At 63.0% G+C, this 20,408-nt stretch carries 17 protein-coding genes; 12 read left to right on the top strand and 5 right to left on the bottom strand.

Annotated elements, in window-relative coordinates:
* Nucleotides 1–8 precede the first annotated feature (8 nt).
* The 3 genes from AC56PL_RS25215 to AC56PL_RS25205 all read right to left on the bottom strand — a co-directional run bounded on the left by AC56PL_RS25215 (nucleotide 9) and on the right by AC56PL_RS25205 (nucleotide 4,903).
* On the bottom strand, nucleotides 9–1,505 hold the full coding sequence (locus AC56PL_RS25215) for an exopolysaccharide biosynthesis polyprenyl glycosylphosphotransferase (protein ID WP_495517351.1): 1,497 nt from the start codon (nucleotides 1,503–1,505) through the stop codon (nucleotides 9–11).
* Nucleotides 1,506–1,646: 141 nt separating this feature from the next.
* Nucleotides 1,647–2,348, bottom strand: a complete 702-nt coding sequence (locus AC56PL_RS25210) for a GAF domain-containing protein (protein ID WP_497155516.1) — start codon at nucleotides 2,346–2,348, stop codon at nucleotides 1,647–1,649.
* Between the two features lie 317 nt (nucleotides 2,349–2,665).
* Nucleotides 2,666–4,903, bottom strand: coding sequence for an NADP-dependent isocitrate dehydrogenase (locus tag AC56PL_RS25205; RefSeq protein WP_497155515.1), 2,238 nt, complete (start codon nucleotides 4,901–4,903; stop codon nucleotides 2,666–2,668).
* Between the two features lie 199 nt (nucleotides 4,904–5,102).
* Here AC56PL_RS25205 and AC56PL_RS25200 point away from each other — a divergent pair, with 199 nt between their 5' ends.
* On the top strand, nucleotides 5,103–5,672 hold the full coding sequence (locus AC56PL_RS25200) for a DinB family protein (protein WP_497155514.1): 570 nt from the start codon (nucleotides 5,103–5,105) through the stop codon (nucleotides 5,670–5,672).
* Between the two features lie 36 nt (nucleotides 5,673–5,708).
* Here the strand turns inward: AC56PL_RS25200 and AC56PL_RS25195 are convergent, their stop codons facing one another.
* A complete protein-coding gene (locus AC56PL_RS25195; RefSeq protein WP_495517355.1) occupies nucleotides 5,709–6,503 on the bottom strand; it encodes a UTRA domain-containing protein in 795 nt (264 codons plus the stop codon).
* A 321-nt stretch (nucleotides 6,504–6,824) separates the two neighbouring features.
* Between AC56PL_RS25195 and AC56PL_RS25190 the strand changes: the two genes are divergently transcribed.
* A complete protein-coding gene (locus tag AC56PL_RS25190; protein ID WP_497155513.1) occupies nucleotides 6,825–7,832 on the top strand; it encodes an ABC transporter substrate-binding protein in 1,008 nt (335 codons plus the stop codon).
* A gap of 277 nt (nucleotides 7,833–8,109) precedes the next feature.
* Nucleotides 8,110–9,345, top strand: coding sequence for an MFS transporter (locus AC56PL_RS25185; protein ID WP_495517357.1), 1,236 nt, complete (start codon nucleotides 8,110–8,112; stop codon nucleotides 9,343–9,345).
* 101 nt (nucleotides 9,346–9,446) lie between these two features.
* Here AC56PL_RS25185 and AC56PL_RS25180 read toward each other — a convergent pair whose 3' ends face one another.
* Nucleotides 9,447–10,535, bottom strand: coding sequence for an acetamidase/formamidase family protein (locus tag AC56PL_RS25180; protein ID WP_497155512.1), 1,089 nt, complete (start codon nucleotides 10,533–10,535; stop codon nucleotides 9,447–9,449).
* A 247-nt stretch (nucleotides 10,536–10,782) separates the two neighbouring features.
* Between AC56PL_RS25180 and AC56PL_RS25175 the strand changes: the two genes are divergently transcribed.
* The 9 genes from AC56PL_RS25175 (at nucleotide 10,783) to AC56PL_RS25135 (ending at nucleotide 20,400) form a co-directional block, all read left to right on the top strand.
* On the top strand, nucleotides 10,783–11,676 hold the full coding sequence (locus AC56PL_RS25175; RefSeq protein WP_495517359.1) for a VOC family protein: 894 nt from the start codon (nucleotides 10,783–10,785) through the stop codon (nucleotides 11,674–11,676).
* A complete protein-coding gene (locus AC56PL_RS25170) occupies nucleotides 11,654–12,943 on the top strand; it encodes a hypothetical protein (RefSeq protein ID WP_497155511.1) in 1,290 nt (429 codons plus the stop codon). The genes AC56PL_RS25175 and AC56PL_RS25170 overlap by 23 nt, the downstream gene beginning before the upstream one ends.
* Complete coding sequence (locus tag AC56PL_RS25165) at nucleotides 12,919–13,695, top strand: IclR family transcriptional regulator domain-containing protein (protein WP_495517361.1); 777 nt, start codon at nucleotides 12,919–12,921, stop codon at nucleotides 13,693–13,695. Before AC56PL_RS25170 ends, AC56PL_RS25165 begins: the two co-directional genes overlap by 25 nt.
* 267 nt (nucleotides 13,696–13,962) lie before the next feature.
* Nucleotides 13,963–14,724: an IclR family transcriptional regulator domain-containing protein gene (locus AC56PL_RS25160; protein ID WP_495517362.1), complete on the top strand. Its 762-nt coding sequence runs from the start codon at nucleotides 13,963–13,965 to the stop codon at nucleotides 14,722–14,724.
* Nucleotides 14,725–14,903: 179 nt separating this feature from the next.
* Nucleotides 14,904–15,758, top strand: a complete 855-nt coding sequence (locus AC56PL_RS25155; RefSeq protein WP_497155510.1) for an ABC transporter permease — start codon at nucleotides 14,904–14,906, stop codon at nucleotides 15,756–15,758.
* Entirely contained in the window at nucleotides 15,751–16,632 is an 882-nt protein-coding gene (locus AC56PL_RS25150) for an ABC transporter permease (protein WP_497155509.1), read from the top strand. The genes AC56PL_RS25155 and AC56PL_RS25150 overlap by 8 nt, the downstream gene beginning before the upstream one ends.
* Before the next feature lie 32 nt (nucleotides 16,633–16,664).
* Nucleotides 16,665–17,432, top strand: a complete 768-nt coding sequence (locus AC56PL_RS25145) for an ABC transporter ATP-binding protein (protein ID WP_497155508.1) — start codon at nucleotides 16,665–16,667, stop codon at nucleotides 17,430–17,432.
* A 153-nt stretch (nucleotides 17,433–17,585) separates the two neighbouring features.
* On the top strand, nucleotides 17,586–19,271 hold the full coding sequence (locus AC56PL_RS25140; RefSeq protein ID WP_495517366.1) for an asparaginase domain-containing protein: 1,686 nt from the start codon (nucleotides 17,586–17,588) through the stop codon (nucleotides 19,269–19,271).
* Between the two features lie 31 nt (nucleotides 19,272–19,302).
* Complete coding sequence (locus AC56PL_RS25135) at nucleotides 19,303–20,400, top strand: LLM class flavin-dependent oxidoreductase (protein ID WP_497155507.1); 1,098 nt, start codon at nucleotides 19,303–19,305, stop codon at nucleotides 20,398–20,400.
* Nucleotides 20,401–20,408 lie beyond the last annotated feature (8 nt).

Raw genomic sequence — 20,408 nt, 5'->3', positions numbered from 1 at the left:
TCGGAAGATCATTCGGCGCGCTTGAGCACTGCGAGCACGGTCAGCAGCAGTATCTTGATGTCCAGCCACAGCGACCAGTTCTCGATGTAGTAGTTGTCCCATTCGGCACGGTCGGCGATGGACGTCTGTCCGCGCAGGCCGTGGACCTGAGCCCACCCCGTGACGCCGGCCTTGACTCGGTGCCGCTCGCCGTAGCGGCGGATCTGCGCCTCGAAAAGGGTTACGAATTCGGGACGTTCGGGCCGAGGTCCGACCAGGCTCATGTCACCCCGAAGGACATTGAGGAGCTGGGGGAGTTCGTCCATCGACGTCGTCCGCATGAGCTTTCCGATCCGTGTCCGTCGATCGATACCCTCGACACCGCCCGGTGCGTTGCCGACTTTCGGAACATACGCCGGCGTCGCGGGATCGGGTAGCCGCATCGACCGGAACTTGAGGCAGCCGAAGACCTGCCCGTCACGCCCCACCCGTTGTTGAGCGAAGAAGATCGGCCCGGGAGAACTCAACCGCACCAACAATACGAGCAACAGGAACAGGGGTGAGATCGCCAGCAGGATAAGGCCCGCGGTGACGCGGTCGCTGATGTGTTTGGCGCGAAATTGCCACCCGCGTGGATTGGTGTGGGGCACAGATAGCAATGGCATACCGCCGATATGGTCGACGGCGCTCTTCGAGCCGATCACCTCGTACATGCGGGGTACCACCCACACCCGTAGTCCGTGGCGGTGCGCGATGCGGACCGCCGCCGTCAGCATCTCCCAGCGAACGTTTGTGAATGCCACGACGAGACGTTCGGCCTGTGTGCTGGCAATCGCGTCTTCCAGCTGGTCAACAGTGCCCAGGTACGGCACCTGGTCGGTGTCGAGCCTTTGGTCACCGCGGGTGAGGGTTTCGGCCGACAGCACGCCGACGGGGTTCATGCCGTGCTCCGGAGCCGCGATCATCCGATCGATGACATGTTGGGTGACCGGTCCGGACCCGATGACCAGCGTGGGGGAGACCAGGTGGGAGTGCCGTTGCAGGCGACGTTGGACCACCACACGGAGAAGACGCCCGAGCGGAATGAGAATGCTGGCACACACCCACAACTTCGTCACGGCAATCCCGGGCCGATCGGTGATCCCGAAAATGACCAGGTTGCACAGCAAGAGCATCGTCGCGATCGCGGCAGAGGAGAGGATTCCGTAGAACTCATCGAGGAATCGGCGGTTGAGTGAGCGGCGATACAACGATCGCAACCCCATCACGATCACGACGACGGGAACAAACATCGCGAGCCACCACATGGGTGGGTGGGGTGAATCCGACGAGACCACCCACCACCAGGCGAGTGCGACCGCGATCGACGCAGACAACACATCTATGGAAATTGTGGTGATGGTGCTCAACGGATCGGTCCGGATGAGTTCTCCGAATGTTCTTCGAGTATTCGGAGAATTACGCGGGGGGCCACTGGGTGCAGTCGAGGTTTCGACCTCGAGCAATTGTGGCAATTCCCACTCCATTCATGGCAAGGTCAGATCACTCATAAAATTTGGTGCACTCACAATTAAACACACTCTATATGCGGTGTCGCAATACACGCTCGGTTCGAGCGCGGATTATTGGTCTCAGTCGGCCTTGAATTAAAATCGGGTGCCGAGATATTAATGATCGAAAATGGAGTTTTGGACAACGTCGGCAAGGTCGGTCATGATCTGAATCTCGCCGCTGGACCAATGATGCGGATCGGTGTCCCAGGCGCAGAGCGTACCCACCGCCTGACCCGCGTCGTCGACGATCGGGATGCCGATGTATGCGCCGACCGCACCACTTCGGGCGGCCGAATGATCCCCGAGTACCGGATGGTCGGCGATGTCGTCGATGATGAGCGGGGATCCGCTGGCGACCACGTACACGCAGAGCGAATCGGCAAGGGGATACGTCCGGCGGTCCCCGATGTCACCTGAGCGGTACGCGATCCCGGCGTGTACCTGCTCGACGTCTGTGATGATGTTCAGGGCGGCGTACGGGATCCCGATTGCTTCGATGGTCATACCGACGATCTGATCGACCGCCGGATGAGGTCCCGGCTCGAGCAGTCCGGTGTCGGCGATCGCTCGCAACCGCTCGCTGTCGCCGAGCACCGACCAGATGGGGGACTGCGAGTCTCCGTCGGGCAAACGCAGGCCTTCGAGAATGGCGAGAAGAGCGGGATCGGCATATGCACCGGTGACGGCTGCGAAATGGTCGCGAGGGGTGCCTTCGGAACGGTCCGGAGAATCCGTGATCTTCTCTTCTCGTTCACCCACTCCGTGATCGCTCGAATTGGCAGAACTTTTCGCGTCCGTCGAGCGCAGTGGATCCATTTCTCATCTTTCGTGAAGCGGTAGCACGCTTTTGTACTACCGCGAACGGCCTGTCGAGTGCACATTTGGTGCCGCCGCTGTGCCTGCCAGACCATCAATAACCCGGTCGGCCAGGGAGGACCCAGTCCGAGTATGCCGTGAGGATGCCTTCGCGACCATTTGGGACGACGACGTTTCGCGACGGCTATCTCAGGATTGACGATTGATCATCTTGTGGATGGCCACGAAAACAGCTCTACCTATAGCGAACCGCTCCAGTTGCGTCGTGCTGCAACTGGAGCGGTTCGTGGAAGTGGAGCGGATCAGTGAACCGCGGTTCAGGACTGAGCGGAAGTCAACGCCTCGTTGAAGGTCTTGCTCGGTCGCATCACAGCAGTCGCGGCCTCGGTGTCCGGCAGGTAGTAGCCGCCGATTTCGACGGGCTTGCCCTGGGCGTCGTTGAGCTCTTCGACGATGGCAGCTTCGTTCTTGGACAACGTATCTGCCAGTGCGGCAAAGTGTTTCCGCAGTTCTTCGTCCTCGGTCTGGTTGGCCAGTTCCTGTGCCCAGTACAGGGCGAGATAGAACTGGCTTCCGCGGTTGTCGAGTTCGCCGGTGGTGCGTGAGGGACCCTTGTTGTTTTCCAGCAGCTTGCCGGTCGCCGCGTCCAACGACTTGGCCAGGATCACCGCCCTGGCGTCGCCGGTCTTCTTGCCGAGGTCTTCCAAGCTGACGGCGAGAGCGAGGAACTCGCCGAGCGAATCCCAGCGCAGATGGTTCTCTTCGAGCAACTGCTTGACATGCTTGGGAGCCGAACCGCCTGCGCCCGTCTCGTACAAACCGCCACCGGCCATCAGCGGCACGATGGAGAGCATCTTGGCGCTCGTGCCGAGTTCGAGGATGGGGAACAGGTCGGTGAGGTAGTCGCGGAGGATGTTGCCCGTCGCGGAGATGGTGTCCAAGCCGCGGACCACTCGCTCGAGGGTGTACCGCATGGCGCGGACCTGCGACATGATCTGGATGTCGAGGCCCTCGGTGTCGTGATCTTTGAGGTACGTCTTGACCTTCTTGATCAGCTCGTTCTCGTGCGGGCGGTACGGATCGAGCCAGAAGATGACCGGCATCCCGGAATCGCGGGTGCGCGACACGGCCAGCTTGACCCAGTCGCGGATCGGGGCGTCCTTGACGATGCACAGACGGAAGATGTCGCCGGCCTCTACGTTCTGCGACAGCAAGACCTCACCGGTGGCCAGGTCGGTGATGTTGGCGACGCCGTCCTCGGAGATCTCGAAGGTCTTGTCGTGTGAGCCGTACTCCTCGGCCTTCTGTGCCATCAGGCCGACGTTGGGGACGGTGCCCATGGTGGTCGGATCGAATTGGCCGTTGGTCTTGCAGAAGTTGACCATCTCTTGGTAGATGCGAGAGAAGGTGGACTCCGGGTTGACGGCCTTGGTGTCCTTGGGCCGACCATCGGCGCCCCACATCTTGCCGCCGGCCCGGATCATCGCGGGCATGGAGGCATCGACGATGACGTCACTTGGCGAGTGGAAGTTCGAGATACCCCGTGCCGAATCCACCATGGCCAGTTCCGGCCGGTGTTCGTGACACTTGTGCAGGTCCTCGATGATCTCGTCACGCTTGGACGCGGGCAGGGACTCGATCTTGCTGTACAGGTCCGAGAGGCCGTTGTTGACGTTGACGCCCAGCTCGTCGAACAGATCGCCGTGCTTGGCGAATGCGTCCTTGTAGAAGACCCGCACGGCGTGGCCGAAGACGATGGGGTGCGAGACGCGCATCATCGTGGCCTTGACGTGGAGCGAGAACATGACGCCCGTCTCGTAGGCGTCCTCCATCTGCTCCTCGTAGAACTCGATCAGGGCCTTCTTGCTCATGAACATGCTGTCGATGACGTCACCGTCGGTCAGGGAGACCTTGGGCTTGAGGACGATCGTCTTGCCGCTCTTGGTCAGCAGTTCCATCTTCACGTCGCGGTCGCCGTCGACGGTCATCGACTTCTCGCCGTGGTAGAAGTCGCCTTCGCGCATGTGTGCCACGTGGGTCCGCGAGGCCATCGACCACTCGGTCATGCTGTGCGGGTGCTTGCGGGCGAACTCTTTGACGGCCTTTGGTGCGCGGCGGTCCGAGTTACCCTCGCGGAGAACCGGATTCACGGCGCTTCCGAGGCACTTGGTGTAGCGATCCCGAACCTTGACTTCTTCGTCGGTCTTCGGGTTGCCCGGGTAGTCGGGGAGTTTGTAGCCCTTTGCCTGGAGTTCTTTGATGGCCTCGACAAGCTGCGGCACCGAGGCGCTGATGTTCGGCAGTTTGATGATGTTGGTCTCGGGCAGTTGTGTCAGACGGCCCAGTTCGGCCAGGTTGTCCGGCACACGCTGGTCGTCCGTCAGGTAATCGGGGAACTCGGCAAGGATGCGGCTCGCAACGGAGATGTCGCTCGACTCGATGTTGATGTCGGCCGCACCGGCAAACGCACGTACAACCGGGAGGAATGCGTGTGTCGCAAGCATCGGCGCCTCGTCCGTCAGGGTGTAAATGATGGTCGGCTGCTTTGCGTTCATATTCGCCTTCGTCTCCAGTTTCGTCGCGTCATGCATTGGTCCGTCTTCCCCCGTGTTCGTAATCCTAAGACCCGAGGCCCCTGTGAGCGCGGACACCTCGGAAGCACTCTATAGCTGCGGCCACAATTGCGGACCGGAACTGTCCTCTATAGGTCATAACGTGGGCACTGTTCCCATCAGTTCCCGAAAGGACTCGATCATGGCCGGCACCTATACCTCCGTCGCTCTCACTGTCCCCGTCACCGGCGAAAAAGCGGACATCTTGACGCTTCTCTCCGACCAGCGGGCACTACTGAAAGTGACGGCACGCAACCTCACCGACGCCAAGGCCCGCACGCGGACGACTGTCAGCGAACTCACCATCGGCGGTCTGATCAAGCACCTGGCGCAAGGTGAACGCGGGAATGCACAGACGATTCGTGAGCGCGACGAGAATGCCGAGTTCGATATGAGCGAGGTCGGCGATGCATACACGCTCCGCGACGACGAGACGCTCGCGTATTGGCTCGACGAATATGATCGCGCCGCCGCCGACTACGACCGCGTCATCGCGGAGGTGGCCAGCCTGGACGAGTTGATCCCACAGCCGACCGCCCCCTGGCAGCCCGAGCGGGACTGGTGGACAGTGCGCAAGATGGCATTGCATCTGCTGCGTGAGACCGCGCACCACTGCGGGCACGCCGACATCATCCGTGAGGCCCTCGACGGACAGAGCACCATGGCAGCCATCTCGGAGGGTTCGGACTGGGCCGACCTTCCTGCCGAGTGAGCCGCCGGGACACCGCGCGCGGCGGCGTGGGTGTCCCTACGTGGCGTCGGGCCGAGTGCGTTCTCGCACGGCGTTGAACGTGACGGTGACACGGTCGTTGCGATGTCGGCCGTAGGTCACCAGGAGCACGCGACCGTCGTCGTCGAACAGGGTTGATTCGAGAAAGAGCAGAGGTGTGCTCTCGGGCACGCCCAGAATGGTCGCGACACCGGCATCGGCGGCGACCGCCGAGACCGCGCGAGCCGCCGATGCGATGGACCTCTGTTGTCCCATCTCGATGTACGCGTACACGTCGCCGGCCGCGACGGTCTCGTCGATGACATCAGCGGCAACCAGGGGGAGCAGATAGGTGCGTAGTTCCACGGGCGTGCCATCAGCAGACTCGACCCGTTCGAAGACGGCCAGACGCGTTGCATCTGCAGGCAGGTCCAGACTCGTTCGCAGGGTGTCCGGGATCGACTCGAGAACGCTCAATCCCAGGAGGGCGGAATCGAGCCGTGCGTAGCGCCCCGCAATCTCCGAGCCGTCCAACAACCTGTCGAATCTGTACCGACTCGGGATCATGCCGGGGAAGCTGCCGGTTCCGACCTGACGCCGAATACGTCCCTCATCGGCCAGTAGGTGCAACGCTTCGCGGACGGTGTTTCGCGATGCACCATGACCTTTCGAGAGGGCGGACTCGTCAGGTAGTCGTGTCACTTGATCGGGTTGGTGCTCGAGTGTGCCGCTGAGGATGTCCCGTAGGCGACGTGCTTCCTCGCGACGACGCTCACCGGTGCGAACCCGGAGGGCATGGCTGGTGACGCTCCGAGGGAACTTTCCGTACTCCACACCACGTACATCTACGGAACCGGTGTTGCTGCAACGAAACGGTGAGGTTACCAACACGGACCGCCCGCCGCGGGAAGGTCTGATCAGCCCGTGTGGTGGGTGGCGAAGCCGGATTGGTCGACGGTGGTTGCAGCCCCGTGAGCTGCCCGAACACGTCGGGGGTTGATGTCGGATGCCCGGCGAAACGCGAGTGTTACGGCCCCGCGACCGACGGGCAATCTGACGGGAACACCATCTCCCATAGCAAGATCGCATCATGTGTCCAGAGATGCGTTCACCGACCATGCATGTGCGGCTGTGTCCGCTCAGGAGGAATGCCCCGTGATTTGTACGCGTCCAATAGTCAGGACCTTTGGGGTCACTGCAGCCGTCGCCGCCACGTTGATGGTGGCCGCCTGTGGCGGCAGTTCATCGGATTCGGGAAGCTCGGCCGATCCCAACGCGCCGATTTCCGTGAAGGTCAGCAGCCTCAATCTCTGCGATGAGCGGTACCTCTACTGGGGCGTCGAGAAGGGTATCTTCGCCGAACACGGGCTCGACGTCACCGTTGTGCCCGGAGTCGGTGGCGCGCCGGGGATCGCGGCGTTGCAGCCCGGTGAGGTCAATCTCGCGTTCACCGATCCGTTCAGCATCTTCCGTGCCGAGGCGCAGGGAATCGATCTGACTGTTGTCAGTGCCGCCTACACAAGCGCTCAGCCACCCGCGCCACAGGCCGGTGGTGTCGCGGTGAAGAAGGGGTCGGACATCAAGGGCGCCGCCGACCTCGAGGGCAAGACGGTTGCCGTCAACGAACTCGCAGGCATCAACCAGATCATGATCGAGAACTGGGTGCGTGAGGCCGATGGCGATCCCTCGAAGGTCGAGTTCGTCGCACTACCCTTTCCCGAGCTCGGACCGGCCGTCGTGTCGGGTCGAGTCGACGCAGGTCAGCTCCCGGCCTCGGCTCTCGCCATGAACGCGGATGCCCTGGACTCCATCGGCAACGCGTTCACATCCGCGAATGGTGGCTACGCGATCTATGCGACGTATACGGGCATGACCGACTGGATCAAGGATCATCCGGGCGTGGAGGGCAAGTGGCTTGCGGCGCTGAACGAGTCGATTGAGCAGATTCACGACCCGGCAAACGAGGCGGAGTCCTTCGAGATCGCCAGTGCCGTCTGCAAGACGCCTGCCGCCACGTTGTTGGAACTGCCAGGGAACACCATCACGTCGTCCATCGACATGGCGGTCCTCGAGGACATGGCCCAGATGGCACTGAAGTCCGATCAGCTCGAGAGCATGCCCGACCTCGAATCCCTGGTGGTTCCAGGCGTCCAGGTCGACTGAGTTCGGCTGACCCCGACTCCCGAAAACAGCTATGGCCCCTGGGGGATCCGGGGGCCATAGCTGTTGGCCGCCCGCTCGCCCAGCCGCGCCCGTGGTCGCGCGCCCAGGGGTGTTGGTGCGGGTAGATATTTGACGGTCCCCGGTCGTGGTGTGGGTGGCGGGCAGTTGATCCGGGCCGATGGCGCCGAAAGCACGTCGAGACCTATCATCTTGGTTGACATGACGATATCGCGCATTACAAGATACATCGCATGAGGTGGGCGGAGAGCGGCGCGGCATGACGCAGATGAAAGAAGAAGCGTCGATCGTGGTGCCGGCGGCCGCCTCCAAAAGCCGATACCGATGGGTTGTGCTGGCCGCAGGTGTTTTCGCCCAGGCTTCGGCAGCGTCGGTGCTTCAGGGCATGCCCAGCCTGTCGCCCATGTTGCGATCGCAATTCACCCTGTCGCTCACCGCGTTGGGTTTCGTGTTGGCCGCAAGCACGATCGGGCTGATGTTGTTTCTCGTGCCGTGGGGCTTTCTGGCCGACCGGATCGGTGAACGGTGGGTCATGACGGTCGGCCTCGTGCTCGGCGCCTGCGGCTTGATCGGTGCCGCCCTCTCGGCATCGGTGTGGACCCTGATGGTGTCGATGGCGCTGGCCGGGGCCTCCTGCGCAAGTGTGAACGCCGCCAGTGGGCGTGCGGTCATCCTGTGGTTCCCGCGCTCCGAACGCGGCCTTGCGATGGGCGTTCGGCAGACCGCGATCCCCCTCGGTGCGGCCGTGGCGGCAGTGACGTTGCCGGCGGCGGCCAGGGGATGGGGGCTCAGTGGTGCGCTACTCCTCGCGGCGGCTGTCTGCGGCGTCGGTGCGGTCGTGGTGGTCGTGTTCATTCGCGAACCTGACAGGCCGGTGGAGGCGGAGGAGCGGACGCACGAGTCCGAAGTTCACGCAGGCAGCACCCGCGTCCTCGTGCAACTGTGCGTCGTTTCGTTTCTTCTTGTCGTGCCGCAATTGACGGTCGTGGGATTCCTGGTCGTCTATCTGGTTGATGGACACGCGATGTCGGCGATCGCGGCGGCCGGAGTGCTCGCGCTCGTCCAACTCGGTGGCGGCGCAGCACGTATCGGACTCGGTGCCTGGTCGGATCGCAAGGGAATGCGTCTGGCCCCGTTGCAGCACGTCGCCGTGGTGACCAGCGTGCTGTTCGGGCTCGCCGTCGTCGGTGAGATGATCGGCGGGGCCGTCGCGGTCATCGTGTTGGTATGCGCCGGTCTGTCGTCGATCAGCTGGAATGGCCTGGCGTTCACGGCGATCGGGGAGTTGGCCGGACCCACCAGAATCGGGCTTTTGCTCGGCGTGCAGAACACCGCAGTCGCGGCGGGGATGGCGATCACTCCACCGCTGATGGGGGTGATCGTCGAGGCGTCGTCGTGGCCATTCGCCTTCGCGTGCGTCGCCTGCGTCGCGGCGGTTGCCGCGGTGTTGTTGAAACGGATCAGAGTTGCCACCCGGCCGACGTCAGCAGGCTGAAACCCTCTGCTGTGACTTGCCCGCCGGGACATCGGATAGAGCGATCCGCCCCTGCCTGCAGCCCATGAAGGGCTACCGGCAGGGGCGGATCTGTTCCTGTACTAGGTCCAGGCCGGGAAGTCGGCCTTACGGATCAGGCAATGCACGCCCTTGACGTCGTCCACAACCTGGCTGACCACGAAATCGCCTGCGGCACTGAGGTACAGATACGCGATGGACTCCGGAACGAAGGCGACCTGGCTGAGCAGTCGGATGGCCTCACGGACACACTTTTTCATGGCTTCGTTGAGATCCTGATCCAACCCCATGGCAATCCAGTGGGTGGGGCTCTCGCCGAACGGTCCGTCGATGCCCCCGGTGGCGGGATAGGCCTGCGCCGCAGAGAGAACCGTCAGCCGAACGGTCGTACGCAGCGACGCCTCGAGCGCGGTCAACGAGACCTCGCCGTTGCCCTGTGCGAAGTGGGGGTCGCCCATGTAGTAACCGGCGCCGTCCACCTGCACCGGTAGGTACATCGTCGACCCCAGTCCCAGGTCGCGGACGTCCAGATTGCCGCCGTGTGCCCCGGGCGGGATGGTGTTCAGGGCGACATCGGTGTTCGCGGTGAGTCCGGACAGGCCCATGAACGGACTGAGCGGGAACGTGATTCGCCGCTTGTCACCCCACCGCATCGTCGCGGTGAACTCGTCGACGTCCGCAGTGCAGAACTGGCTGATGATCGGTACGGGCTCACCCGTCTCGTCGCTGACCGGGCGTTCGCCTGCCAATGCGCCCAGGCCGTGACGGCTCGAGACGACGCCGTAGGGCACTCGGGGTGTGAGGTCGAGGTACTCGACCTTGAGGATGTCGCCGGGCTTGGCGCCGTCGATGTGAATCGGTCCGGTGACAACGTGTGGGCCGTCCGGCCCCCTGGTGTGGACCACGTCGGATGCGGCCAGTTCAACGAGGTCTTCGAGGACATCCCCTGCCGATACGCCGTGAGAGCCGAAGTATGACAGTGGATCTCGTCCCTGATCTTCCATCAGCCCCTCATGGGAGATGGTGTCGATGGTGACGGTCTCGCCGGAGGCGATGGTGAGAACGGGTTCACGGTCCGGAGTCGGCAGCCGTCCCCACGACACCGTCTTGGGGGACGCGGCCACGTAGTGATCGCCGAGACGTTCCCCGGAATGTGGTTGCAAGATGGGCATGGAGGATGAACCTTTCGAGCGAGGAAAAGGGTGAGGGGCGGGTGCCTGGGGCGGGGCACGAGTTTCTCGCCCCACCATGGACGTTAGTGACCGATCGCTGCCCTTAGGTTACGTACATGTTGCATTACGAGACGTTGTCCCACATTGCTTGACGGTCGGTCTCGGGGCTCTTACCCTTTTCGTATCCGCTCGAACGGTGGTCACACGTGGGCGTCAACGGCTTCCACGCATACGAAAGGCAAGGTCCGTGTCCGAACCAGGCAACAACCGCCGTCGGGGGCCCGCAGGTGCAGCATTTGTGCGCCTCGCGGTCCCTGACATGGCCGCCACCATCGAGTTCCTCGAATACCATGTCGGCCTTGCCACCGAAGGCCATGACGACACCCATGCCTACCTTCGGGTCGGCCTGGAACACCACAGTATCGAACTGATCTCGGATCCGTCACTGACCGAGTTCCGTTACGACGGTGTGGGTTTCCACGTCGCCGATGAAGATCTTGCCGATCTCCGGAACCGGGTTGCCGAGTCGGGGCATGAGATCTTGCCCTTGACCGATGGGACAAAAGGGCTGTGCCAGGAAGGCTTTGCGGTTCGTGACCCCAACGGCACTCTGGTGGAGTTGTTCACGGGCTTCCTCGAATATGCGGAGACGCCGTGGCCGGACCTGAGGCCGCAGCGACTGGTCCATCCGTTCATCGTGACCGACAAGTACGAGCAGACCCTGGCCTTCTACCTCGATGTCCTCGGGTTCATGCCTTCTGACTATGTCGAAGATTTCACGGCGTTTCTGCGGTGTGAAGATCGCTATCACCACAGCCTGGCAATCCGCCGGAGTACGAAGTTCGCACTCGAGCACCTGTGTTTCATCATGGGCGATCTGGACGGTGTGATGCGTCGCCGTGCGCGAGCCCAGTACAAGGGCGTGAAGATTCTCGGCGACGTGGTGAACCACTCGGCGTCGACCTCGATCGCGTTTTATCTGTTCGATGAAAAACACGGGCCCCGTTACGAACTCTGTGACGGACACCGCATCTTCTCCGCGGAGGAACACGAGACGCACCGTCCCCGTCGTCTCAAACGAGATCCGCGGAATATCGATATCTGGCGTGCGGAGGCCGATGACCGGACCTGGGCACACTGACCCGCCGAGCACCGACTCGACAGGCATCGACAGCCTGCTCGGGGCGATCGGTGTTCTCACCGCACAGCCGACACCGCGGGGTGAAGAGCGGCAGACCGCGTATGCGCTCGCCCGGTGGGCAGGCCTGCGCTGGCCGGCCTTGTCGTTCACGGTGGACGAGATCGGCAGCGCTGGCGCGAACCTGGTGTGCTGCACCAGGGTTGCGTCGCGCGACGATCTGCTTGTGTACTCCCACCTCGACACGTCCCTGACGGGGATCGGGTCTGCCGATCACGACATCACCGGGTCCTGGGCGGATGCAGCGGTGGGCTTCACCAGGCGGGCGGATGCCGTCTCGGCGTTCGGTCTCGGGGTCGCGCGCGGTCCGGCGGCGGCGGCACTGGTCGGATTTGCCAGTGCTGCAACGTCGTTGCCGACATCCGCACCGCGCTCCCTGCGACTGGTACTTGCCGGTGGCGGAACGCATGAGAACACGCTTGGTGAGCATCCCGGTCCTGCCGATGCGGTCTACAGCGGTCTGAAGGACCATCTCGAGGCCTATCCGCCCCCTGGCGCCGCGATTGTCGCGAAATGCGGTCCGCCGGGCGTGCTGTGGGAGGAACCGGGAGCGGGATACCTGCGTATCCGGGTTTCGGGTCAGCGGGGTGCGGTGCTCAGCCGCGACCGTGCGCAACCATCCGGTGGCCTCCCCATCCATATCGGCGCGATGTGCGCCGCATTCGAGGACTGGCGCCACCGGCTGACGCACAGTGGCCACCGCGATGGTCAGATCGGGCGTGAGGCGGGGATCGGCGCGGTCAGGACGGGTTCGGTTCGCAAACCCGATCTGTTGCCGTCCCATGTCGATCTCTACGTGTATCTCGTCACGATGCCCGGCGATGTCGTCGCCGACCTGGCCGCCGATCTCTGTTCGTCAATGGACCGGGCCTTCGCGGGCAGTCCCCTCGAGGGCTGCACTGTCGCAGTGGAGCTGACAACGCCGCAGGCTGCCGGTCTCACGTCACAAGATTCTGTGTTCGTGAACACTGCCCGCGCAGTATGGCAGAGTCACCACGGAAGAAGCGCCCCCGAAGTGACCAGTTGGACCGGATCCACAGACGGTGCGCTGCTCCGCGAGGCCGGTGTCGAAACCGTCCGGACAGGGCCGGTTAGTGTGGCGGACGACGACGATGCCGATCGCGACGTGTTGCGCGTCAGCGACCTGATGCGCTGTGCACATATCTACGCCGACATCGGTGGCAGATGGGCAGCTGGAGAGAAGAGGTGACGGTGGTGGCCAAGACACCGGAAGAAAAGGGTGCGCCAGTCATCCAGGCGGTCGAACGTGCTGCCGTCATCCTGTCTGCCTTCACCCCGGCTCGTCCGCGATTGTCGCTGAACGAGATAACGGCGGCGCTGGGCACCAGTAAGGCGACGGCGCACCGCTACACCAAGGCGTTGCGCGAGGTGAACCTGCTCCGTTACGACCCCACCGAAACCGTGTATTCACTTGGCCCCCAGGTCCTCACACTGGCGGCCGCGGCCCGCTCCGGACTACCGGTGATCAAGCTCGCGGAACCGCTGATGGAGCAACTCCTCCGGGAGGTCCAGGAGACGGTTGTGCTCAGTGTGTGGGACGGCGAGAGCCCCATCGTGGTCGCCTCCAACGACAACACCGATCACGTTGCGCGCGTCGCCGTGCGCCTCGGTGCCAGGTTGTCACCGACCGCGTCCGCGCAAGGGCGGGTTTTCTGCGCGTATCTCCCCGACGAGGAGGTCCCGATGCTGCGCCGCGAAATCCAGTCCGATCCCGAGTTCGCCGCCGAACTGGTGCGCATCCGTGAGAGTGGCGTCTCGGTCAAATCTCCTGTTGTCAACGGACTTCGCACGTTGGCGGCCCCCGTGTTCCAGGCCGACCACGTTGTTGCGGCACTGGCCGTGGTGGCGACGTCGGTCGCGAGTGATGAGCAGGTTCAGCGAAATATCGACGCGCTTCGCAGCAGCGCCGAACGTCTGTCGGCGGCCCTCGGCAACGGATGACATGTGTCGGCTGACCGACGCAGGTTGTTACAGCGGCGATACGATCCGCTCCTCATATTGCGAGATGGTATCCCGCATTGACGTAAGCCAATTCGCGACTTAGCCTCCCAGTAGTGCCATGTTCCGGCCCGGATTCGGGCCGCGGGTGCGGTCACGCCGGCCATAACACCGGCATCCAGGGAGAGGAATCATGTGCGGTATCGAGTCACAGAATCCGCAGGCGATCCAGTTAGTGTGGATGTGGCGGCCGTTGCGGATGAACCCACGATGACGGCGGCGATCGCGGTATCAGAACCGGAAGCCAAAGCCTTACCGGCCATTCAGGCAGTGGAGCGAGCGGCAACGATCCTCGCGGCGTTCACCCCTGCGCGTCCCCGGATGAGCCTTGGTGAGATCACCGTGGTGCTCAACACCAGCAAGGCGACCGCGCATCGCTACACCAAGGCGCTGCGGGACGCGAACCTCATCCGATTCGATGACGGTGAATCCATGTACTCATTGGGGCCGCATGTCATGACACTCGCGGCGGCGGCCCGCGCGGGTCTTCCGGTCATCAAAAGTGCCGAAGTCCATATGGAAAAACTGCTCGCCGAGGTCCGCGAGACGGTGGTTCTCAGCGTCTGGGATGGTGAGAGTCCAATTGTGGTGGCCACCAACGACAATACCGAGCAGGTGGCACGGGTGACGGTGCGCGTCGGTGCACGGCTTTCTCCGACGGCCTCGGCGCAGGGAAGGGTCTTCTGTGCGTTTCTTCCCGAATCCGACGCCTCGATGGCGCGCGCCGAACTGCGCACGAATCCCGAATTCGCCGACGAGCTCCAACGCATTCGTTCCACCTACGTCTCGGTGAAATCACCGGTGGTCAACGGTTTTCGGACACTGTCCGCCCCGGTGTTCGCCGGTGACCGGATCGTGGCGGCCCTGGCGGTGGTGGCTACGTCTGTGTCGGTCAGCGGAGACCTCGACCGACACATCGCCGCCCTCAAATCCGCTGCGGAGGCCCTGTCCTGCGAACTCGGACCCGGCTGACCGTGGTGGACGCGCGTACTTCTGGCCGGATCGGCACATTACGGGCGTGAAACACGCTGGTAAATCCTGGGATTGGGAACCCCGGCGAATTGACAGCGCAGCCACACCTTGGTCGAATTGTCGCGTAGTGCGAGACAACGTCTCGCAGTGAACTTCCACACAAATCGAGGGTGCAGCCCATGATCACGACGACGTCGCAACAAGAGGTTGCGTCGGACGCGAAACCCTCCACGGGTGTCCGTGCTGTCGCAAGCGTGCGCAAGGTGATGTTGAGTCCGGATCGGGTTCGTGCCGTCGGCTTGGGCGCCCTGGGGGTCCTCACGCTGCTGCTGGCGTGGACCGTGGTCGTGGCACTGGATCTCGTGCCGTCGACTTCCCTGCCGTATCCCTCGGCGGTCGCCGCACGTCTGCCCGACCTGTTGACCGACAGCGAGTTCCTGTCGAGTCTCGGCGACACGATGTGGGCGTGGCTTGCCGGGTTGGTGCTCAGCTCGGTCACCGCCATTGCGGTCGGACTGCTCATCAGCACGATCCCGTGGCTCACGCTCCCCGCCACATTGGCAGTCAACGTGTTTCGGTCGATTCCGGCGACGGCTCTGATCCCGGTGGTGATCCTCATCTTCGGACTCGGCCTGGACATGAAGGTCTCCGTCGCGGTGTATGCGACGTTCTGGATCGTCCTGATCAACACGATGTATGGCGTCGCATCCACCGAACCGATGCGTAAAGACGCCGCCCGATCCATGCAGTGGGGCTGGCTCAGGACGCACGCCTACGTCACCCTGCCCAGTGCGCTCCCGTCCATCGTCATCGGGCTGCGCATCGCCTCCGGTGTTGCACTGGTCGTGGTCATCAGTGCCGAACTACTCGGTGCGAAGTCGGGTGTGGGGACGTTGATGGTCCAGTATCAGCAAGCGCTGAAGATCGACGTGGTGTACGCGATGCTGCTGGTGATCGGTGTCATCGGTATGACCGTCTACACAGTTCTCGTGCGAATCGAGAAGACTTCGATGAAGTGGGTGCACATTGTCTAGCGTCACCGAGTTGCGGCCCGAAGTTGTTGCGGCGCAGCCCCCGGTCGTTTTGCGGAAGTCCCGGACCACCGTCGCCGCTGCCCGTCGCGTCCTGACGCCGATCGGGGCGCTGTGGTTGCTCGTGGCACTGCTCATCGCCTGGGAAGTATTCGCTCAGACCTCGCCGACGGTGTTCTTTCCACCGCTCAGTGATGTTCTCGTGCAGTTCCGCAAGGACTGGCTGTCGAGCGATCCGTCGATGTTGTTCCTCTCCAGCGACTTCTACGACACTGTGCCGGTCAGCCTCGGACGGCTCGCAGCGGGATGGGGACTGGCCGCGGTTGTCGGAGTCGTGTTCGGCATGGCACTGGGCCGCAGCCAGATCCTGGCCGGGATGTACAACCCGATCGTGCGCTTCTTCATGTCGTTGCCGAACGTCGCGTTGCTGCCGATCGTGTTCCAGATCTTCGGTCCCAACAGCTCCATGAACATCTTCCTGATCTTCTTCGGCACGGTGTGGCTGATCGTGGTCAACACCGCAGACGGAGTCGCAGGCGTTGATCCGCAATGGATTCGAAGTGCTCGTAGCATGCAGCTCGGAAAACTGGCCCTCTATCGCCGCGTGCTGCTCCCGGCGGCGATGCCACAGATCATGGCCGGGCTACGGGTGAGCATCGGCATCGGGCTCATCCTGATGATCATCTCGGAGCTGTACGCGACGACCGCGGGTCTGGGCTACAACGTCATGGTCTATCAGCAGACCTTTCAATACCGGCAGATGTGGTCCGCATTCCTGCTGATCGCGGTGCTGGGTATCGCGCTGAACGCCATCATGACCACCGTCGAGAAGCAGGTTCTGCGGTGGCAGCGCCGAAGTTCGCTACGCGACCTGTAGACGACCAACCCACAACGCACGCAAGGAGAGCCATGAAGCTTCGTATCGAAGGGGTCACCAAGACCTACGGTGAGCGTTTGGCGCTCGCCTCCACCACGGTCGCGATCGGCGAACAGGAATTCGTCTCGATCGTCGGACCGTCGGGATGTGGCAAGTCGACGTTGTTGATGATGATGGCCGGCTTGCTGTCGCCCACCGGTGGACAGGTGATGCTCGGCGACGAACGGGTCGACGGTCCTCCCTTCGGCTTGTCGGTTGTGTTCCAGGACTACAGCCGGTCGCTGTTCCCCTGGATGACCGTTCGAAAGAACCTGGTCATGGCCGCGGCCGCGTACAAGCTACCGAAATCAGAAGTGGCCCACCGTGTCGAACATGCGTTGACCTCGGTGGGACTGCCAGGACAAGGCGACATGTACCCCTGGCAGATGTCGGGCGGTATGCAGCAGCGCGTTGCGATCGCACGAGCGCTGGTTGTCGAACCCAAGGTGATGTTGATGGACGAGCCGTTCGCCGCCGTCGACGCGCAGACCAGGGCCGACCTCGAAGACCTGGTGTTGAAGGTTCGCGATGAGTACAAGGTGACCATCGCATTTGTCACCCATGACATCGATGAGGCGGTCTACCTCGGGGATCGGGTGCTGGTTCTGGCGGCACATCCGGGTCATCTCGTCGCAGACATCCAGGTGGATCTCGGGCATGTCCGAGATCAGGTGACCACCAAACTGAAACCGCGATTCGCCGAATTGCGGACCGAGGTCTTCCAGCTCGTGATGCGGCCTGCAGAAGCAGTTGTGGCCTGACTTTGTCCGCAAGGCATCCGATGAGTGGCGTAAGTACTCGGGTGTGATGGGCAAACGCCTGGACACAGGCCCAATCGTGGCGTTTGAGATGGCGTAACCACTTGCGTTGCAGTGCTTTACACCGCCGCAACACCACTGGTCTTTACTTTCGGTATGAGTTCAGGAGACCAGTCGAGTGCGAAGGACAGGCCGCGGATCGCGGTGTTCTCGGGCCCGCGAGCAACCATTCAGAACAGCGGTGTACTGAGGACAAGCGATTCGGTCCGCCGAGACCGTGGCCTGCCGGGTCAGGGTGCCGGCTTCGACACGATTCGATCTCAGCGGCTCGCGGCCACCGCGACGGTGTACGTCGAAGCCCTCTCAGCACATCCGTTGGAGCGGGATGCCGCCGAATCACACGTATCTCCAGACGGTTTCGTCGATCCGGTGACCGGTGACTTCAGCACGACCCCGGGCGCCGACGGGATACCCGTGTACCGGGTCACCGTCCGACCTTCCGATGGCCCGTATCTGCTGCCCTACGCCGGACGGCAATCCGACGGGCGGCCGTGGGATACGGGGTTCACGTCGGCAGGGGAGCCGCGCCAACAGTTCTATCCCGATGCGTCGCAGATCTTCTCCGAGATCGATCGCTTCGGGATCGATGAATTCGGGTACAACAATCTGCTCGGCGATGTCGCAGACTTCGAGTTCGTGCGCGCTGCCCCTTCTGGCGGCTACACCAAGGGGCTGCCGGCGGCAGAACGTACCGACATCGGTGATGGCGACATCTCGCCCGAGGTGCTGGGCGAAGATTTCTTTCCTTACAAGCCAACTCGGCACGAACCCGCTCTGCCGACCCTGGCGCGGCTGACCAATTCGGTGGCACAGACGCTCGGCGCGGGCGGCTACGACGGTGCCATCTGGCTGGAGGGAAGTCCCACGGCGGAGGAGACGCTGTACTGGCTGAATCTGCTGATCGACACCCAGAGTCCGATCGTGGGCAATGCATCTCAGTACCCACACGGGGTGATCGGTAACGACGGCGACCACAACCTGATCCAGTCGACGAAGTACATCGCCTCGCGCGTGTGGGCCGATGCGGCCGGCTCGGACCGAGTGGGTGTTGTGATGGTGCAGAACGGCCAGATCTTCACATCCCGCGAGGTGCAGAAGGCCGATGCACGTCCCGGCGGCTATATCGCAACGGGTGGACATGGTGGCATCGTGGGGAACACCGTCTGGGATCCCGTGCTGTCCTTCATTCCGGTTGCGCGGCACACGCACACATCCGCGGTGCGTCTGACGCAGCTTCCCGATTCCGTCCAGGGCGTTGCAACCGTCGATGGATCCACTGTCCTGGTCGATGTTTCGATCAAGGATGCCGATGGGAACCTGCTCGAGACGGCCCTACCCAAGGTCACCATCAACCGATATGCCAACTTCGGCGCCGACGATTTCTCGGACTCCGTCGATGGTGAGGTCGAGGTGCTGGCCCGGATCAAGGCGAATCTCGCGCGGTACCCGCTGTCCGGGTTCATCGCCGAAGGATCGTCGCCGTACGGGGGACTGTACGAATCGTTGCTGGCTGCGATGAAACTCGCAGTCTATTCGGGCATTCCGGTTGTCGCGGTGGGTCGCGGTGGTGGAGGCTACGTCTCGCGGTACGGCGGGCAGGGTGGATTGTTCGTCACTGCGGGCAATCTCACCGCGACCAAGGCGCGCATGCTGTTGATGGCATGTTTGCTGAAGTTCGGATGCGTGCCCCCGGCGGTCGATCCGCAGGCACCGACCGACGAGGAGATCGACGCGATCCGGGCGAAAGTGCGCGCGTATCAGGCTGTCTTCGACACACATTGAACCAACGGAACCGCACGGAAGAAGCTGACAGATGAAGTATGGAGTTTTCCTTCCCGTGGGCAACAACGGCTGGGTGCTGTCGCGAGACGCACCGCAGTACATGCCCACCTACGACCTGAATCGCCGGATCGTCGCCAAAGCCGAAGAGCTTGATTTCGCCTTCGCTTTGTCGATGCTGAAGTACCGCGGGTTCGGCGGGGCAACGTCTCACTGGGACAACACGGTTGATCCGTTGGCGCTGACTGCGGCGCTGTGCGCCGTCACCTCGACCATCAAGCTGTACGCAACGGTGTCGCCGTTGACCATCAATCCACTCGTGGCCGCCAAGACCGCGGCGACACTCGACGATGTGTCCGGCGGGCGTTTCGGACTCAATCTGGTCGCCGGCTGGAACCAGGCGGAGTACCAGCAGATGGGTGCGTGGCCGGGCGACGACTACTACAGCGTGCGCTATGACTGGCTCTCCGAGTTCACCCATATCGCCAAGACCCTGTGGGCCGATGGCGCGGCGACCTTCCACGGAAAGTACTTCCAGGTTGATGACGCCCAATGCCTGCCGAAGCCGGCCGGTCACATCGACCTCGTCTCGGCCGGTTCTTCGCCGCGCGGCCGCCGCTTCGTCGCCGAGTACGCCGACTACCACTTCGGTGCCGGGTCGACGCCGGAAGCGGTGCTGCGATCGAACACAGCCCTGGCGGAGGCTTGTCGGGACACCGGCCGGCACCCCACCGCAATCGCCAACGCAACGCTGGTCATTGCCGACACCGACGCCGAGGCCGACCGGATCGTGAGTCGCTATGTGGCCGGTGCGGATCACGAAGCGCTGGCCGCCATGGTTGCGGAGTATTCCAGGGACACCGCCACCACCGGATCGAGCGCGGCGGTCGCGCAGCGCCACCGCACCGACATCAGCCCCTTCTACGGCGCTGCTCCGTTGACCGGTTCGGCGCAAACCATCGCCGATCGGCTCAACGAACTCGCCGCAGTCCCCGGCACTTCGGGAATCATGCTCACCTTCGACGATTTTCTCGAAGGTATGGAGCGGTTCGGTCGGGACGTCGTCCCGTTGCTCGACCATCCGGTCACCCCTTCGGAGACACCTGTCCCTTCGACATTTCCCGCCGCCTGAGGTCGGCT

Source organism: Williamsia sp. Y721, from assembly GCF_059683565.1.
This window is presented reverse-complemented; position numbering and strand designations above follow the sequence as displayed.

Coding starts and splice junctions, on each gene's coding strand:
- AC56PL_RS25205 (WP_497155515.1), bottom strand. CDS start 4,903: ATGAACGCAAAGCAGCCGACCATCATTTACACCCTGACGGACGAGGCG.
- AC56PL_RS25145 (WP_497155508.1), top strand. CDS start 16,665: ATGAAGCTTCGTATCGAAGGGGTCACCAAGACCTACGGTGAGCGTTTG.
- AC56PL_RS25165 (WP_495517361.1), top strand. CDS start 12,919: ATGGGCAGCTGGAGAGAAGAGGTGACGGTGGTGGCCAAGACACCGGAA.
- AC56PL_RS25180 (WP_497155512.1), bottom strand. CDS start 10,535: ATGCCCATCTTGCAACCACATTCCGGGGAACGTCTCGGCGATCACTAC.
- AC56PL_RS25160 (WP_495517362.1), top strand. CDS start 13,963: ATGACGGCGGCGATCGCGGTATCAGAACCGGAAGCCAAAGCCTTACCG.
- AC56PL_RS25140 (WP_495517366.1), top strand. CDS start 17,586: ATGAGTTCAGGAGACCAGTCGAGTGCGAAGGACAGGCCGCGGATCGCG.
- AC56PL_RS25155 (WP_497155510.1), top strand. CDS start 14,904: ATGATCACGACGACGTCGCAACAAGAGGTTGCGTCGGACGCGAAACCC.
- AC56PL_RS25135 (WP_497155507.1), top strand. CDS start 19,303: ATGAAGTATGGAGTTTTCCTTCCCGTGGGCAACAACGGCTGGGTGCTG.
- AC56PL_RS25210 (WP_497155516.1), bottom strand. CDS start 2,348: ATGGATCCACTGCGCTCGACGGACGCGAAAAGTTCTGCCAATTCGAGC.
- AC56PL_RS25185 (WP_495517357.1), top strand. CDS start 8,110: ATGACGCAGATGAAAGAAGAAGCGTCGATCGTGGTGCCGGCGGCCGCC.
- AC56PL_RS25215 (WP_495517351.1), bottom strand. CDS start 1,505: ATGGAGTGGGAATTGCCACAATTGCTCGAGGTCGAAACCTCGACTGCA.
- AC56PL_RS25170 (WP_497155511.1), top strand. CDS start 11,654: ATGACCGGACCTGGGCACACTGACCCGCCGAGCACCGACTCGACAGGC.
- AC56PL_RS25200 (WP_497155514.1), top strand. CDS start 5,103: ATGGCCGGCACCTATACCTCCGTCGCTCTCACTGTCCCCGTCACCGGC.